Annotated in this window: 16 protein-coding genes and 1 pseudogene; 4 read left to right on the forward strand and 13 right to left on the reverse strand. The window is 74.0% G+C overall.

Annotation, left to right across the window (positions count from 1 at the left end):
* The 9 genes and pseudogenes from ACFCY1_RS40390 to ACFCY1_RS40430 all read right to left on the reverse strand — a co-directional run.
* Positions 1 to 202, reverse strand: a pseudogene (locus ACFCY1_RS40390) (hypothetical protein); the annotation flags it as partial.
* A 102-nt stretch (positions 203 to 304) separates the two neighbouring features.
* Positions 305 to 757, reverse strand: a complete 453-nt coding sequence (locus tag ACFCY1_RS40395) for a hypothetical protein (RefSeq protein ID WP_117492275.1) — start codon at positions 755 to 757, stop codon at positions 305 to 307.
* A 309-nt stretch (positions 758 to 1,066) separates the two neighbouring features.
* Positions 1,067 to 1,387 carry a TcmI family type II polyketide cyclase gene (locus tag ACFCY1_RS40400; protein WP_049659041.1) on the reverse strand — a complete coding sequence of 107 codons (321 nt, stop codon included), beginning with the start codon at positions 1,385 to 1,387 and terminating at the stop codon, positions 1,067 to 1,069.
* Positions 1,388 to 1,392: 5 nt separating this feature from the next.
* Complete coding sequence (locus ACFCY1_RS40405) at positions 1,393 to 1,848, reverse strand: SRPBCC family protein (protein WP_049659036.1); 456 nt, start codon at positions 1,846 to 1,848, stop codon at positions 1,393 to 1,395.
* A gap of 1 nt (position 1,849) precedes the next feature.
* Positions 1,850 to 2,110 (reverse strand): acyl carrier protein, encoded by a 261-nt coding sequence (locus tag ACFCY1_RS40410; RefSeq protein WP_074004530.1) that lies wholly within the window; start codon positions 2,108 to 2,110, stop codon positions 1,850 to 1,852.
* A 57-nt stretch (positions 2,111 to 2,167) separates the two neighbouring features.
* Entirely contained in the window at positions 2,168 to 3,406 is a 1,239-nt protein-coding gene (locus tag ACFCY1_RS40415; RefSeq protein ID WP_375877728.1) for a beta-ketoacyl synthase N-terminal-like domain-containing protein, read from the reverse strand.
* 5 nt (positions 3,407 to 3,411) lie between these two features.
* The gene (locus ACFCY1_RS40420; protein ID WP_375877729.1) at positions 3,412 to 4,668 is read right to left on the reverse strand and encodes a beta-ketoacyl-[acyl-carrier-protein] synthase family protein; all 1,257 of its coding nucleotides are present in this window, start codon (positions 4,666 to 4,668) and stop codon (positions 3,412 to 3,414) included.
* Entirely contained in the window at positions 4,665 to 5,090 is a 426-nt protein-coding gene (locus tag ACFCY1_RS40425) for a cupin domain-containing protein (protein ID WP_074004532.1), read from the reverse strand. The genes ACFCY1_RS40420 and ACFCY1_RS40425 overlap by 4 nt, the downstream gene beginning before the upstream one ends.
* A gap of 27 nt (positions 5,091 to 5,117) precedes the next feature.
* Positions 5,118 to 6,293 (reverse strand): SchA/CurD-like domain-containing protein, encoded by a 1,176-nt coding sequence (locus ACFCY1_RS40430; protein WP_375877730.1) that lies wholly within the window; start codon positions 6,291 to 6,293, stop codon positions 5,118 to 5,120.
* 208 nt (positions 6,294 to 6,501) lie between these two features.
* Here ACFCY1_RS40430 and ACFCY1_RS40435 point away from each other — a divergent pair, with 208 nt between their 5' ends.
* Positions 6,502 to 8,223, forward strand: a complete 1,722-nt coding sequence (locus ACFCY1_RS40435; protein WP_375877731.1) for an FAD-dependent oxidoreductase — start codon at positions 6,502 to 6,504, stop codon at positions 8,221 to 8,223.
* A 61-nt stretch (positions 8,224 to 8,284) separates the two neighbouring features.
* On the opposite strand, the gene ACFCY1_RS40440 is transcribed toward ACFCY1_RS40435, so the two are convergent.
* Both ACFCY1_RS40440 and ACFCY1_RS40445 read right to left on the reverse strand, forming a co-directional pair.
* Positions 8,285 to 9,946: an APC family permease gene (locus ACFCY1_RS40440; RefSeq protein ID WP_375877732.1), complete on the reverse strand. Its 1,662-nt coding sequence runs from the start codon at positions 9,944 to 9,946 to the stop codon at positions 8,285 to 8,287.
* A 268-nt stretch (positions 9,947 to 10,214) separates the two neighbouring features.
* On the reverse strand, positions 10,215 to 11,135 hold the full coding sequence (locus ACFCY1_RS40445; protein ID WP_049658053.1) for a serine/threonine dehydratase: 921 nt from the start codon (positions 11,133 to 11,135) through the stop codon (positions 10,215 to 10,217).
* Between the two features lie 277 nt (positions 11,136 to 11,412).
* Here ACFCY1_RS40445 and ACFCY1_RS40450 point away from each other — a divergent pair, with 277 nt between their 5' ends.
* On the forward strand, positions 11,413 to 12,291 hold the full coding sequence (locus tag ACFCY1_RS40450; RefSeq protein WP_074004535.1) for a DMT family transporter: 879 nt from the start codon (positions 11,413 to 11,415) through the stop codon (positions 12,289 to 12,291).
* Between the two features lie 113 nt (positions 12,292 to 12,404).
* A complete protein-coding gene (locus ACFCY1_RS40455; protein WP_147409306.1) occupies positions 12,405 to 12,668 on the forward strand; it encodes a hypothetical protein in 264 nt (87 codons plus the stop codon).
* Between the two features lie 67 nt (positions 12,669 to 12,735).
* On the opposite strand, the gene ACFCY1_RS40460 is transcribed toward ACFCY1_RS40455, so the two are convergent.
* Positions 12,736 to 13,062, reverse strand: coding sequence for a hypothetical protein (locus ACFCY1_RS40460; protein WP_049657428.1), 327 nt, complete (start codon positions 13,060 to 13,062; stop codon positions 12,736 to 12,738).
* On the reverse strand, positions 13,059 to 13,427 hold the full coding sequence (locus ACFCY1_RS40465) for an SAV_915 family protein (protein WP_117492267.1): 369 nt from the start codon (positions 13,425 to 13,427) through the stop codon (positions 13,059 to 13,061). Before ACFCY1_RS40465 ends, ACFCY1_RS40460 begins: the two co-directional genes overlap by 4 nt.
* Before the next feature lie 390 nt (positions 13,428 to 13,817).
* Here ACFCY1_RS40465 and ACFCY1_RS40470 point away from each other — a divergent pair, with 390 nt between their 5' ends.
* Positions 13,818 to 16,040, forward strand: a complete 2,223-nt coding sequence (locus ACFCY1_RS40470; protein WP_049657424.1) for an NADP-dependent isocitrate dehydrogenase — start codon at positions 13,818 to 13,820, stop codon at positions 16,038 to 16,040.
* The last annotated feature ends 55 nt before the right edge of the window (positions 16,041 to 16,095 follow it).

Below are 16,095 nucleotides of genomic sequence, written 5' to 3' on the forward strand. Positions count from 1 at the left end.
GGGCCGCCGGGTCCGGGGCGCCGGCACCCGCCGGCCCGGGGACGGCCGGCGCGGCGGCCGCCGGGGGAGCGGGCCTGCCGTCCTCCGCGCCCGCGTCCGACCGGGTGTCCACCGAGTTGTAGATCAGCAGCAGCCCGACCGCTGCCGTGCCCATCCCCGCACGCAGCAGCCGGGGCATTCCAGAGGCGGGACCGCCCGTCATTCCTCTCCTCCGCTCAACCGGTTCCGCGACGGCCCGCCGCCCCCGGTGCGCCCGCCCCGTGCGGGCGGGCGCCCGGAGGCGGCGGAAGCAGGGTGCCCGGCGTCAGGCGACCGCGCCGGAGGCACGGCGGCCGCGGCGCAGGGCGTACGCGCCCGCCCCGAGGCCGCCGAGCAGCAGCACCGCGCCGGAGGCGAGCCCGCCGCCGGACAGCGCCAGGCCGCCGCCACCGGTGTGCACGCCGCCGTGCGGGGACTTGTGGTCCTCGTCCCCCCTGGCCTCGCCGCCCTTGTGCTCGTCGGAACCCTTGTGCTCGTCGCCGCCCTTGTGTTCGTCGTCGCCCTTCCGATCGTCGGAGCCCTTGTGCTCCTCGGAGGCGCCGCCCTTCCTGTCGTCGTTGCCCTTGGAGTTGTCGGAGGCCCTCTCGGTCTTCTCCTGCTTCTCCTGCCAGGTCAGGTTCTTGCCCTGGTCGGCACCGTCGGCGAAGGCGATGGGGGTACCGACGGTCAGGACGGCGGCGACGGCCGCCCCGGCGAGCAGCGTGCGTGCAGAACGCATGAGGATGATCCTTCCGGCGCGCAGGACCGCGACTGCCGACACGGTGCCGGACAAGGGGACTCGCGGGGGGTGCGCCTGATCCACCGTCATCCACCGTGCGGCCGCCTGCCACCGGAGTGTGGCAGCGCCGGTGCGCGGCGTGCGCCCTTCGGGTGGAGTCCCGGGTGTGTTCACCCGGCTGGCCGGGTGATCCGGGTGAATCCACCCGGGGGGCCGTCCGGCCGGACGCACGTGGGCCCGCCCCCGGCGCACGGCCGGGGGCGGGCCCATCGGGGGCTGGATCAGCGGGCCCGTCGGGGAGCCGCCGGGTCAGCGGTCCCAGCGGTAGAACTCCCGTGCCATGGCGTCCTTCGGCTCCCGCCAGGTGGCCGGGTCGTACGCCTGCACGTAGGCGGTCAGGCGGTCGCTGACGGTCCGGAACTCCGGGTGCCCGACGACCTTGGCGACGGCGGGGCCCGGCGGGCGGTCGGCCTCGATCAGGTGGAGGTAGACGTCGCCGAACTGGAAGAGGCTGCGGCCGGTGACGCCGATCAGGTGCGGCAGTTCGCCCTGGTCGGACTCGGCGAACACCTCGGCGATGTCCGGCGCGGCCTCGGGCTTCATCCGGGCGACGATCAGCGCCCGGTGCAGGCCGGTCACAGCTCCGCCGCCCGCTTCTCGACCTTCTCCCGGATCAGCTGCATCTGGATCTTCGAGTTGCGGTTGATGTGGCCGGTCATGCCCTCGTCGTCGACCGGGGCGGTCGGCTTCATGGCGAAGTCCTGGATCCAGCGCATCCTGGTGCCGGCCGGCGCCTCCGCGTACTCCCAGCGGATCTCCATGAACTCGAACGGGCCGGGCTCGACCCGGCGGGCGCGCACCGCGAGCGCGTCCCGGTCGGTCTCCCGCTCGGAGACCCAGCTCCACACCTGGCCGTTCTCGTCGGGGTGCATGGTGAGCCGGAACCGGACGAGCTCGCCCTGCCGGTCCAGCACCTCCACCGAGGCGTACTCGCTGAACAGCTGCGGCCAGTTCTCCAGGTCGTTGGTCATCTCCCAGACCAGGTCGAGCGGGGCGGCGATGACGATCTCGTTGTCGGTGTGTCCGGGCATCTCAGGCACCAGCCTTCGTGGCGAGGGAGGAGTTGACCAGTTCCAGGAACTCGGCCGGGGTCTTGGCCGACTCGGCGCCCGAGGTGACCTTGAGGCCGTGCCGGTTCTCCAGCTCGCCGACCACGCCGAGCAGGCCGAGCGAGTCGACGCCGAACGTGTCGAACTCCGCGCCCGGCCGCGCCAGGTCGCCCGGGTCGACGGTGACGCCGGCCCGGGACTGGAGCAGGACGGCGAGTTCCGGATAGCTGAGGGTGTTGCTCACGGGTGTCCCTTTCGGAGGTGTGACGGGGTGGTGCGGGGCGGTGGTCCGGGCGGCGGTTCAGGGCCGCCAGCGCCGGACCACCAGCGCGGAGTTGGAGCCCATCAGCCCGCGGCTGACCACCAGGGCGGTGTTCAGTTCGGCCGGGCGGGCGCGGCCGGTCACCAGGGCGAGGTCGTGGCAGACCTCGGTGACGTTGGGGGTGGGCGGCAGCACGCCGTCCTCCATGGCCAGCACGGCGGCGGTCACGTCGAGCATCGGGGCGCCGCAGTAGGCGCGCCCCGTACCGGTCTTGGGCGCGGTGACCGGGACGCGTTCGGCGGCCGGGCCGAGCGCGTCGGCGAGCGCCAGGGCCTCGGCCCGGTCGGCCTCCGGCACCCCCAGGGCGTCCGCGAAGACCACGTCGATCTCCTCGGGCGCGATGCGGGCCTCGTCCAGCGCGATCCGGATCGCGGCCGCCAGCCCCGCCCGGGACTCCGCCCAGCGGGAGGCCCCGGTGAAGGTGGCGCCGTGGCCGACCAGTCGGGCCCGGATGCGGGCGCCGCGCAGGAGGGCCGCCTGCTCGTCCTCCAGCAGCAGCATCGCGCCGCCCTCGGCGGGGGAGAAGCCGCAGGCCAGCGCGGTGAACGGCAGGTACGCCCGCTCGGCCCGCCCGGCCAGGCTGACCTCGGGGTAGCCGAGCTGGCAGACCATCGAGTACGGCGCCAGCGGGGCCTCGGCGGCGCCGACCACCACCGCGTCGGTGCCGCGCTCGATCGTGCGGGCGGCGTGCGCGAGGGCGTCCAGGCCGCCGGCCTCGTCGCTGGCGACCACCCCGCACGGGCCCTTGTAGCCGCCGCGGATCGAGATCTGGCCGGTGCTGGCCGCGTAGAACCAGGCGATGGACTGGTACGGGCCGACGAACCGGGGCCCCTGGCCCCAGAGCTGCTGGAGCTCGCGCTGGCCGAACTCGCCGCCGCCGGAGCCGGCCGCGGTCACCACGCCGACCGCGAAGGGCTGTTCCGGGTCGGGCCGGAACCCGGCGTCCGCCACCGCCAGGTCGGCGGCGGCCATCGCGTAGTGCGTGAAGCGGTCGGTCTGCACCAGGAAGCGGTTGTCGATCGCCGACTGCGGATCGAAGCCGTTCACCTGGCCCGCGATCCGGAGCGGAAGCCCGGTGCAGCCCTCGCGGGATATCCGGTCGAGGACGCTCACGCCCTGCCTGGTGGCCTTCCAGAAGGCGTCGGCCCCGACCCCGTTCGGAGCCACCACGCCGAGCCCGGTGATCACCGCCCGGCGGCCCTGCTGACGTGACGTCATGGAACTCACCCCGTTCTGTTGAGCACGACGGCGGACTGGAATCCGCCGAATCCGCTGCCGACCGAGAGGATGCGGCTCAGCGGCAGCTCGCGCGCGGTGCGCGGCACGTAGTCGAGGTCGCACTCCGGGTCCGGAGTCTCGTAGTTGGCGGTCGGCGGCACGACCCCGTGGGCGAGCGCCAGGGTGCAGGCGACGACCTCGATGGCGCCGATCGCGCCGAGCGAGTGCCCGACCATCGACTTGATCGAGCTCATCGGGGTCCTGAAGGCGTGCGCGCCCAGCGAGCGCTTGACCGCGGCGGTCTCGTGCCGGTCGTTCTGCTTGGTGCCCGAGCCGTGCGCGTTGACGTAGTCCACCTCGGTGCGGTCCACCCGGGCGTGGGCGAGCGCGTGGTCGATCGCCCGGGACATCTCCAGCCCCTCCTTGGTGAGGCCGGTCATGTGGTAGGCGTTGCCGAAGGTGGCGAAGCCGCCGATCTCGCCGTAGACCCGGGCGCCGCGGCGGCGGGCGTGCTCCAGCTCCTCCAGGACCAGGACGGCGCCGCCCTCGCCGAGCACGAAGCCGTCCCGGTCGGCGTCGAAGGGGCGGGAGGCGTGCCGCGGGTCGTCGTTGCGCTCGCTGGTGGCCTTGATGGCGTCGAAGCAGGCGACGGTGATCGGCGAGATCGGGGAGTCGGAGGCGCCGGCGAGGCAGATGTCGGCGCGTCCCTCCTCGACCGCCTGGAAGCCGTAGCCGATCGCGTCCAGGCCGGAGGTGCAGCCGGTGGAGACGGTCTGCACCGGGCCGTGCGCGCCGGTCCGCTCGGCCACCGCGGAGGCCAGCGTGCTGGGCGCGAAGGCCCGGTGCAGCTGCGGTTCGGCCTGCCGGTGGTCCACGTCCCAGCGGGCGCCGGCCGCGCTCACCAGGGCGTAGTCGTGCTCCAGCCGGGTGGTGCCGCCGACGGCGGTGCCGAGCGAGACGGAGATCCGCCACGGGTCCTCGGCGGCCAGGTCCAGGCCGGCGTCGGCGATCGCCTCGTCGGCCGCGACCATCGCGAACTGCACGTAGCGGTCGGCCCGTTGGACGTCCTGCGGGCCCAGCCCGTGGGCCGCCGGGTCGAAGTCCACCTCGGCGGCGATCCGGGAGCGGAACCCGGTGGGGTCGAACAGCGTGATGCCCCGGGTCGCGGTGCGGCCGGAGGTCAGCAGCTCCCAGAACGCCGGGACGCCGACCCCGCCGGGGGCGACCACGCCGATCCCGGTGACGGCGACGCGCCGGGTCACGAGACCACCTTGGCGTGTTCCGGCGGGCCGGAGGCCGCGGTCCCCTCGGTGCTCACGTGGCCGAGGTCGGGGCGCGGGGCGAGCGGGCCGAGGTGGAAGACCATCCGGGCCTCGGTGTCGCCGACGTTGCGGAAGCGGTGGCGCATGTTGATCGGGATCATCAGGCCCTGGTCAGGCTTGAGCGGATGGGGCTTCCCGTCCAGGTCCACCTCCAGGTCGCCGCAGACGACGAACACGAACTCCTCGGAGTACGGGTGGTAGTGCTCGCCGATCCGCTCGCCGGGCCGGACGATCGCCAGGCCCATGAAGCCGCTGGTCGCGCCGCAGCTGGTGGGGGTGAGCATGGTGCGCAGCTCGGCGCCGTGGCGGCGGTTCTCCGGTGCCTCGTGGACGCTGACGATCCGTGGGGACTGCGTGGTCATGGAGATCTCCCGTGAGATGACGGAACGTCAGTTGTTGATCGGGTCGGCGGAACTGCGGTCGGTGACCGGGTTCATGGCGCGGGCCGCGAGGAAGGCGCCGAGCCCGGCGGCGGTGCGCAGGTCGCCCTGCGGGCCGAGGTCGAGCAGCCCGGCGAGCACGGCGGCCTGCCGGTCGTCGGCCACGCCGAGGGCGGCCGCCGGGTCGGCCTCGGCCGGCACCCGCAGGTCGACCAGGCGCACCACCACGTCCTCGCGGTGGAAGACGGTGGCCGCCGCGACCGGCCCGGTCGGGTCGGCGGTGGCGAGGTTGTCGTGCTCGGCCAGCAGCTCGGCCACCTCCTGCCCGCGGTCCGGGCGCACCGGGTAGAGCACGGCGTGCCGGTGCAGCCGGGCGGAGGCGGGGGAGCTGGCGATCGCCTGGTGCCGGGCGGGCAGCGCGGCCCTGGCGAAGAACGCCCGGGCGGCCTGCGGGTCGCCCAGTTGGCGGCTCTCCTCCAGGTGCGGGTTGAGCGCCTCCTCGACGGCCCGCACCTCGGGCTGCATCGCCACGTGGCGCAGCGCGTCGCCGAGGTTGCCGATCACCTCGACGGCGCGGACCACCCGGTTGCCGAGCATGAACAGCGAGGTGCGGCGCAGCCGGGTGTGCTCGTCCACCTCGGCCCGGGGGGAGGCGTAGCCGGAGAGGATGCGGGCCACCTCGGGCTCGCTGCCGGGCTTGACGGTGAAGGTCAGCGCGTGGCGCACCACCCCGTCCGGGCCGGGGTCGACCCTGGGCGGGCCGACGTGCCCGGCGGGAGTGGTGCGCGGCAGCCCGGGCGGCACCTCCATCGGGGCCCGGGTGCCGGTCGAGCCGGCCGCGGAGGTCTCGCGCAGCACGGCGTAGCGCAGCGAGCGGAAGTTGTCGCTGACGCAGCCGTGCATCGGCTTGACCATCTCCCGGTGGGCCGGGCTGTCCACCCACTCCAGGAAGGTCTCCTGGTCCTTCCACTCGCTGGTGATCAGCCACTGGCGCGGGTCGTTGATCGACTGGCACAGCTGGTCGCTGACGTGTCCGGGGACCGAGGCCACCTGGTGGCGCAGCTGCTCGTACACGTCGAGGAAGCGCTGCTGGGCGCCGTCCTGGATCTCCAGCATCAGCACGACCCGCAGCCGGGTGTCGGCCTCGTCGTGCTGCTTCGGCTGGGGTTCGGACAGAGTTGTCATGATCCACTTTCTGCTCTGGGCCGCACGCTGCGGGCCGTGTCGGCCGTGCCCGGCGGGTGCTCCCCGGCCTGGGAGGGCGGTGCGACGGCGGGTCGGCCGGGCGCGTCGGCGCCAGGCCTGAGGTCGATCGTGGGCGGCGCGGCGGGCGCGGCGCGAGATTTGCGGGCCATCCGGGCGAAGGGGCGCCACGGGCCCCCTCCGGCGGGGGATGGAAGAGCGGGGCCCCCGGTCGAGCGGGCCCGCCGAGGGCGGCGCCGAGCCCAGTCTCCGGGCCGCGGAATCCCCTGACAGGGTGGAGCAATTGATGAATCCGAAGGTTGACGACCGGGTGCCGGTCCTCATCGTGGGCGGCTCGCTGGTCGGGCTGTCGGCCTCGCTCTTCCTCGGGCGGCTCGGGGTCGGGCACCTGCTGGTCGAGAAGCACGCCGACACCTCGCACCACCCGCGGGGGCGCGGCAACAACGTCCGCACCATGGAGCTGTTCCGGGTGGCCGGGATCGAACCCGCGATCCGTGAGGCGGCCTCGATCCTGGCCCCCAACCACGGCATCCTCCAAGCGCCGTCGCTGACCGGCGCCGAGCAGGAGTGGCTGTTCCGGGAGATCGACCCGGGCGGCCGGCTGGCCCGGTTCAGCCCCAGCTCCTGGTGCCTGTGCAGCCAGAACGACCTGGAGCCGGTGCTGCGGCGGGCCGCCCGCGAGCTCGGCGGCGACCTGCGGTTCAGCACCGAACTGGTCTCCTTCGAGCAGGACGCGGAGGGCGTCACCTCGGTGCTGCGCAGCCGGGAGAGCGGCGAGCGGCGGGTGGTGCGCTCGGAGTTCCTGATCGCCGCGGACGGCCCGCGCAGCCCGGTCCGCGAGCGGCTGGGCATCGGCCAGTCCGGCAAGGGCGAGCTGTTCCACAACGTCAGCATCACCTTCCGGGCCAAGCGCCTGGCCGAGGTGGTCGGCGACCGGCACTTCATCGCCTGCTACCTGACCAACCCGGAGGCGGACGGCGCGCTGCTGCCGGTGGACAACCAGGAGGAGTGGGTCTTCCACGCGCCCTGGCACCCCGAGCAGGGCGAGCCGCTGGAGGCCTTCACCGACGAGCGCTGCGAACGGCACATCCGCACCGCCGTCGGCCTGCCGGAACTGGACGTCGAGGTCACCGGCCGGGCGCCCTGGCACGCCGCCGAGCGGGTGGCCGAGCGGTACGGCGCCGGGCGGGTCCTGCTCGCCGGGGACTCCGCCCACGAGATGTCCCCGACCGGGGCGTTCGGTTCCAACACCGGCATCCAGGACGCCCACAACCTGGCGTGGAAGATCTCCGCCGTGCTCTGCGGCTGGGCCGGGCCGGGGCTGCTGGAGACGTACGGGCAGGAGCGCCGCCCGGTCGCCCGGGTGACCGGCGAGCGGGCCTCGGCGCGGTCCGCCGAGCACAGCCACCCGGGCTACGCGGTGGTGCCCGGCGCGGGCCGGCAGGCCGGGGTGCTGGCGGTGGCGCTCGGCTACCGGTACCCGGTGGGCGCGGTGGTCGGTGCGGACCGGGACGGCCCGGTGGTCCCCGAGCAGTTCGAGTCGGCGGGCGAGCCGGGCAGCCGGGCCCCGCACCAGTGGCTGCTGCGGGCGGGGGTGAGGCTCTCCACGCTGGACCTGTACGAGCAGGCGATGGTGCTGCTCACCGGCCCCGAGGGCGGTGCCTGGCAGGCGGGCGCCCGGCGTGCGGCCGACCGGCTGGCCGTCCCGCTGGACGGCTTCCGGATCGGCGACGGGGCCGAGGACGACCTGGCGCCGGAGCCCGGCGCGGACTTCGCCGCCCTGCACGGCATCGGCCCGCTGGGCGCGGTGCTGGTCCGCCCGGACGGCTTCGTCGCCTGGCGCTCGCCCGGCCCGCCGCGGGACGCGGAGGCCGAGTTCGCCGCGGCGCTGCGGACGGTGCTGAGCCTCTGACGGACGCGGACGGGCCCGCCGGTCGCACGGCCGGCGGGCCCGTCCTGTCGTTCGTCGGCGGTCAGTGGCCGCCCTCGTCGACCACCTCGACGTCGGCGACCTCCTGCTCGATCTCCTCGGCCGGCAGCGCCACCCGGATCGCCCAGTAGTAGATGGCCACCGAGAACACCGACACCAGGGCCATGTCGGTCCACAGCGGGATCCGGCCGATGCCGTCGCCGAAGCCGCCGAGCCAGGAGATCAGGCCGAGGCCGATCAGGTAGGGCGGCAGCCACTGGGCGGCCTTCCAGCTCAGTCGCGGCGCGTTCGGCAGGCCCTTCCTGATCGCGTACGCGGCGTAGCTCCCGAGCAGGACGTAGCCGAGCACGATCGCGACGCCCAGGCGGGAGAGGGTGTGCCAGCCGGACCAGTAGATGATCAGGCTGGAGACCACGAACGCGGCCGGGGAGATCACGCCGCCCGCCGGCAGCCGGTAGGGGCGCTCGCGGTCGGGCAGCCGGCGGCGCATCGCGCCGAAGGCCAGCGGGGCGCCGGCGTACATCAGCACGCTGGCGGAGGTGATGAAGCCGACCAGCTCCTGCCAGCTCGGGAAGGGCAGGAAGCAGATCACACCGGTGACGAAGGCGATGACCAGGCCGAACCACGGCACGCCGTTCTTGTCCAGCTCCTCGAAGCGCTGCGGGGCGTAGCCGTTGCGGCTCAGGCCGTAGGAGATGCGCGAGGTCGAGGTGGTGTAGATCAGCCCGCTGCCGCCGGGGGAGATCACGGCGTCGGCGTACAGCACCCAGGCCAGCCAGCCGAGGCCGACGGTGGTGGCGAGGCCCGCGAAGGGGCCGTCGATGCCGGGGAAGTCGAGCTTGTCCCAGCCGTTGGCGAAGGAGCTGACCGGCAGCGCGCCGATGAAGACGACCTGGAGCAGGGTGTAGACCACGGCGCCGATGGCGACCGAGCCGAGGACGGCGCGGGGGATGTCGCGCTTGGGGTTGCGGCTCTCGCCGGCCAGCTGGATGGCCTGCTCGAAGCCGAGCAGGGCGAAGATGATGCCGCTGGTGCTGATCGCCGCGAGCACGCCCTGGGCGCCGAACGGGGCGAAGCCGTGCGAGGTGAAGTTGGAGCCGTGGAAGTTGGTCATGGCGAGCACGAAGATCGTGAACAGCGGGACGAAGATCTTCAGCCAGGTGGCGACGTTGTTGGTGCGGGCCAGGACGCGCACGCCCAGGAAGTTCACCGCGACGAACACCGCCATGAGCACGGTGGCGACGGCGAAGCCGCTGGCGGTGAGGGTGTTGTTGTCGTTGAGCAGGCCGCCCGCCCAGGGCCAGTGCCGGGCGTAGCCGATCATCGCCTCGACCTCGATCGGCGCGACGGTGGCCGCCTGGAGCCAGGAGAACCAGCCGAAGGACATTCCGGCGAGGCCGCCGAAGGCGTAGTGCGGGTACCGCGCGGTACCGCCCGAGACCGGGAACATGCTGCCGAGCTCGGCGTGCACGAGCGCGAGCAGCACGATCGCCACCGTGCCGATGCCCCAGGAGACGACGGCGGCCGGGCCGGCCGCCACGACGCCCTCCTTGGCGCCGAACAGCCAGCCGGAGCCGATGATCGAGCCGACCGAGGCCCACATGAGGCCGACGAGGCCGACGTGGCGGCGCAGTGACCGCTGGGCGGTGCCGGTTTCGGAACCGGTGCCCTGGCCGGGCGGCGAGATCTGGTTGAGGGAAGCCATGAACGATCTCTCTGTGTGTGGGGACTCCGGGGTGGGCGGAGCGATGAGAGTTGCCACACACTAGGACTTTTCAGCCCCCTCTGCACAGATTTCATTACTGAATGTTTACATTCTTTTCCGGACATCCTTGCAGGTAGGGGGCGTTATGGCGCCCGGCATATTACGTATCCGATCGATCCGACCGAAATTCGGGCCGCGCTGTGCGGGGTCGCATGATAGGGGAAATTCCCGAGGATGGGAATAGTGGGCTCCGTATAGCGGAGCGGCGCTAGTCCACCAGATCGGACGGGTCGGTGTTGGCACCGCAGAGCAGCACGGCGACGCGCTCGCCCTCGGCCCGGTCGACGGCGGCGAGCGCCGTGGCGGCCGCGTACTCGACGGCGATCCGGCGGTCCTCCCAGAGCTGCCGGCGGGCGCGCACGATGGCCTCGTCGTCGACCAGCACCGACCGGACGCCCTCGTGCGCGGCGGCGTCCACGGCGAGGGCGGTGGCCCGACGGGCCCCGAGCGAGTCCTGGGCGACGGAGTCCACCGGGACGTCCACCGGGCGGCCCGCGGCCAGGGCGGCGTTCAGCGCGCGGCTGCCCGTCGGCTCCACGGCGAGCACCCGGATGCCGTGCTCGCGGGCCGCCACCGCCACCCCGGCGAACAGCCCGCCGCCGCCGACCGACACCACCACCGTGTCCAGCCCGGGCACCCCGGCGCGGATCTCCGACAGGACCGTCCCGGCGCCGGCGGCGATCAGCGGGTGGTCGTACGCGTGCGAGGACAGCGCCCCGCTGCCGGCCGCGAACTCCTCGCAGGCGGCCAGTGCCTCCGCGTACTCCCGGCCCGCCAGCCGTACCTCGGCGCCGTACGAGCGCAGCCGCGCCAGCTTCACCGGGGAGGCCGTCTCGGGCAGGAACACCGTTGCCCGGACGCCGAGTTCGCGGGCCGCCCAGGCGCAGGCCAGCCCGGCGTTGCCGCCCGAGGCGATGGTCACCCCGGCGTCCGGGAGGGTGCCCGCCTCGGCGTGCGCCAGCAGGAAGTTCTGCGCGCCGCGCGCCTTGAAGCTGCCGGTGTGCTGGAGGAACTCCAGCGCCAGCCAGGTCCGTCCGCCGTCGTCCCCCGGTGCCACCGCCACCGGGCGCACCCGCCCGGCGATCCGCTTCCCGGCGGCCTCGACCTCGTCGTACGTCAGCTGGTCCATCGTGTTCCGCTCCTTCGTCGAGTGGGACGTGCCGCCGGGAGTCCCGGCCAGGACGACCGTACGTCCCGTCCGTGGGCGAAGGAAAGATCACGAACGCCGGGGCCGGACCGCGCGTAGGCTGGCCCCGTGCGATTCGTGATCCTCCCCCCGCCGGCCCGCTAGCGGGCGGCCCACTCCACCTCCTCCGGCCCGACGGGACTGCCCGCAGCCGGGGCGATGACTGCCGCCCGCGTACCCAGCGGACCTGAACCGGCAACTCATCGTGGAGTACCGACGCATGACCTCGTACACCGCCGTGCCCTTCCGGCGCGGCCTCCTGTCCATCTCCGCCGCCGCCGTCGCCTGGGGCGTCGGCGGCGCCGTCTCCGCACTGCTGATGAGCACCAGCGGACTCGGCCCGGCGGGCGTCTCCTGCTGGCGCTTCGGCGTCGCCGCGCTCTGCCTGGCCCTGCTGCCGGGCCGCCGGCCGCGCGCCGGGCGGGGCGCCGCCGGGTGGCGCGCCGCCGCGCTGACCGGGCTCGGTCTGGCGGTCAGCCAGTGCGCCTACTTCGGCTCGGTGCGGTACGCGGGCCTCGGGCTGGGCACCCTGATCACCATCGGCGCCGGCCCGGTGTTCACCAGCCTCGGCGCCCACCTGCTGCTCGGCGAACGCCTGACCCGTCGAACGGCGGCCGCGGTCGCCCTGGCCCTGGCCGGCCTCGCCCTGCTGGTGGCCGCCCCGGCGGCGGGCCCGCGCCCGGCCCTCGGCGTCGCGCTGGCCGTCCTCGCGGGCGCCGGCCAGAGCGGCCTCACCCTCTGGGCCCGGGGCGGCGGCTCGGCCCGGGCCGGCACCGGCGCCTTCACCACCGGGCTGCTCTGCCTGCTTCCGCTCGTCGCCGTCCAGGGCGTCCAGGGCGTCCTGCCGGTCGACGGGGACCCGCTGGTCACCGCGGTGGCGCTGCTCTTCCTCGGCACCGTGCCCACTCTGTTCGCCTACCGCTGGTACTTCACCGGCCTGACCACCGTGCCCAGCACGACGGCCGCGGTGCTGGTCCTGCTGGAGCCCGCGACCGCGGCGGTGATCGGCGTGCTCTGCCTCGGCGAGCCGCTGACGGCGGGCCTGCTGGCGGGCTCGGCGCTGCTGCTCGCGGCCATCGCGGCGCTGGCGCGGGAGTAGCGGCTCCGGCGCGGGAGTCAGCGGTTCCGGCGCGGGAGCGGCGGAGGGCGGGGGCCACCCGGGCGGGCGTCCTGTGGTCGCCGGGGGTCCGGTGGCGTGCTGTCGTGGTCCGCATGAACAGCTCACTGCCGGCCCGGGTGGCCGCCGCGACCGCCTCCGCCCTCCTGCTCCTCCCGCTCACCGCGGCCGGGACCGTGGCCGCCGCCGGACCGGCGGCGGCGACCGGGCGCCGGGACGTCACCGCCGACCAGTGCCGGAGCGCGGGCGGGCACGTCGAGGGCAGCGGCTACTGCGTCGACGCGGACGGCGAGGACGCCTGGGGCGAGCCCATCGACGGCCAGGCGGTCAACCCGAACCCGCGGCCCGGGGAGGAGTGAGCGCCGTACGGGCCCCGCGCCCCGCTCCCGGGCAGGGGAGCGCGGCGCGAAGCCCGTACGGGGTCGGTCAGGGCACCGGGCGCAGGGTGACCGGGGCCGGGGTGAGGGCGCGCAGGACGAGGTCGACGCGCACCTTGGCGGCGCCCGCGCGGTACAGGGCGGTGGAGATCGTCCGTAACTCCTCGGGGCCGGTGCAGGCGAGGCGCAGTTCGAGGTCGGCCTCGCCGGCCAGGGCCAGGCCGCTCTGGACGGCGGGGAACTCCGCCGCGAGGCGGTCGAAGTCGAGCGGGACGGGGCCGTGGCTGATCCGGGCGATCGCGTGCAGCGCCCGGGCCGGGCGGGCCCGCCCCGCCGGGTCCGGCTCGTCCGGGACGAGCCGGAGCGGGGCGGTCACCGGTGCTGGAACTGGACGGTCGGGGCCGGGGCGGAGGGCGCCGCGACGGGGGCGCGGCCGGGCGGGGCGGTCCTGGACGGGGCCGTGGCGGAGGGAGTGGCGGCGGAGGGGGCCGCGACCGAGGGGGCGACCAGCCGCGGGTCCAGTACCAGGGTGTCGATCCCGAGCGGGGCGGTGAGGTCGCGGAGGGCGGGCTCGCCGAGCTCGGTGCGGGCCTGGTCGGGCCCGAGGAGGGCGGCGAGGGCCTCGGGGCTGGAGAATCCGACCGCACAGCGGCGGCCGTCGCGCAGGCGGAACAGGCGGAGTGCGGTGGTGCTTCCGGTGCCGGAGACGGTGACCGGAACGTGCCAGACGGCGCGGGCCATGCGAATGCTCCCGAGTGGGGTGGTGGTGCCTGCCGGAACTACTGCCTCGACGCTAGGTCGACCCGGCCCGGGAGGCTCCGGTCCTGACGCGCCGTTGACCGAATGCGGTCGTGCGTTGACGCACTCCTGACGTTCGGCTCACCCGAGTGGACCAAACCACTGGTCGGGCGCTCCGCTTGCCGAGCGCCCCGACCCGGACGACCGTGGAACCCGTCCCCCGTCACGACCTCCGTTCCGTCCTCCACGCCGCCCGTCGGAACGCCCCTCCGGGAGGGCCGGGGCGCCCGCCGGCCGGGCCGGTGCGCGCCCGGAAACGGGGGGAGGTGGAGTCGGAGGCCCGTGACGAGATATCTTGACGTCAAGACGTTGGAGACGTGAAGCGGAGTACCGATGACTGACTCGACCATCATCTATACGCACACCGACGAGGCTCCGGCCCTGGCGACCTACTCGTTCCTGCCCGTGGTGCAGGCGTACGCCTCGACCGCGGGTGTGCGCGTGGAGACCCGCGACATCTCCCTGGCCGGGCGGATCATCGCGAGCTTCCCGGAGCGTCTGACCGAGGCGCAGCGGATCGGCGACGCGCTGGCCGAGCTGGGTGAGCTGGCCAAGACCCCGGACGCCAACATCATCAAGCTGCCGAACATCTCGGCCTCGGTGCCGCAGCTCAAGGCCGCCGTCGCCGAGCTCCAGGCCCAGGGCTACGCCCTGCCGGACTACCCGGACGACCCGCAGACCGACGAGGACAAGGACGTCCGCGCCCGGTACGACAAGGTCAAGGGCAGCGCCGTCAACCCGGTCCTGCGCGAGGGCAACTCGGACCGCCGCGCCCCGCAGTCGGTCAAGAACTACGCCAAGACCCACCCGCACCGCATGGGTGCCTGGACGGCCGACTCCAAGACCAACGTCGCCACCATGGGTGAGAACGACTTCCGGTCGACCGAGAAGTCCGCCGTGATCGCCGGTGACGGTGCGCTGCGCATCGAGCTGCTCGGCGAGGACGGCACCACCACCGTGCTGCGCGAGAAGGTGCCGGTGCTGGCGGGCGAGGTCGTCGATGCCTCGGTGCTGCACGTCGCCGCCCTGAACGAGTTCCTGGCCGCGCAGATCGCCCGGGCCAAGGCCGAGGGCGTGCTGTTCTCGGTGCACCTCAAGGCCACCATGATGAAGGTCTCCGACCCGATCATCTTCGGCCACGTGGTCCGCGCCTTCTTCCCGAAGACCTTCGCGAAGTACGGCGAGGTGCTCGTCGCCGCCGGCCTGAACCCGAACAACGGCCTCGGCGGCATCCTGGCCGGCCTCGACAACGTGCCGCACCTGGGCGCCGAGATCAAGGCCTCCTTCGAGGCCGAGCTGGCCGAGGGCCCGGCCCTGGCCATGGTCGACTCCGACAAGGGCATCACCAACCTGCACGTGCCGAGCGACGTCATCGTCGACGCCTCGATGCCGGCCATGATCCGCACCTCCGGCCACATGTGGGGCCCGGACGGCAAGGAGGCCGACACCCTCGCCGTGCTGCCGGACAGCAGCTACTCCGGCGTGTACCAGGCCGTCATCGACGACTGCCGCGCCCACGGCGCCCTGGACCCGGCGACCATCGGCTCGGTGCCGAACGTCGGCCTGATGGCCCAGAAGGCCGAGGAGTACGGCTCGCACGACAAGACCTTCGAGATCGCCGCCGCGGGCACCGTCCGCCTGGTCGACGCCGAGGGCAACGTGGTGCTGGAGCAGGCCGTCCAGCCGGGCGACATCTTCCGCGCCTGCCAGACCAAGGACCTGCCGATCCAGGACTGGGTCAAGCTGGCCGTCACCCGCGCCCGCGCCACCGGCGTCCCGGCGGTGTTCTGGCTGGACGAGAACCGCGCCCACGACGCGGTGCTGATCGAGAAGGTCAAGAAGTACCTGCCGGAGCACGACACCACCGGCCTGCAGATCGAGATCAAGTCCCCGGTCGACGCCACCACGTTCTCGCTGGAGCGCATCCGCCGCGGCGAGGACACCATCTCGGTGACCGGCAACGTGCTGCGTGACTACCTGACCGACCTGTTCCCGATCCTGGAGCTGGGCACCAGCGCCAAGATGCTGTCGGTCGTCCCGCTGATGGCGGGCGGCGGCCTGTTCGAGACCGGCGCCGGCGGCTCCGCCCCGAAGCACGTCCAGCAGCTGGTCAAGGAGAACTACCTGCGCTGGGACAGCCTGGGCGAGTTCTTCGCGCTGGCCGCCAGCTTCGAGCACCTGGCCACCACCACGGACAACGCCCGCGCCCAGGTGCTGGCCGACACCCTGGACCGCGCCACCGGCACCTTCCTCAACGAGGACAAGTCGCCGAGCCGCCGCCTCGGTGGCATCGACAACCGCGGCAGCCACTTCTACCTGGCCACCTACTGGGCCCAGGAGCTGGCCAAGCAGACCGACGACGCCGAGCTGGCCCAGGCCTTCGCCGGCCTGGCCGCGACGCTGACCGAGCAGGAGTCGGCCATCGTGGACGAGCTGATCGCCGTCCAGGGCTCGCCGGTCGACCTCGGCGGCTACTACCAGCCGGACCCGGCCAAGGCCGCCGCCGTGATGCGCCCGTCGAAGACCTTCAACGAGGCGCTCGCCAACCTCGGCTGAATCCAGGCGAGTTGAGGCACTGGAGGCCCCCGGGCTGGTCCGTACGGACCAGCCC

Origin of the sequence: Kitasatospora sp. NPDC056273 (assembly GCF_042268845.1) — a bacterium.
Classification (GTDB): domain Bacteria; phylum Actinomycetota; class Actinomycetes; order Streptomycetales; family Streptomycetaceae; genus Kitasatospora.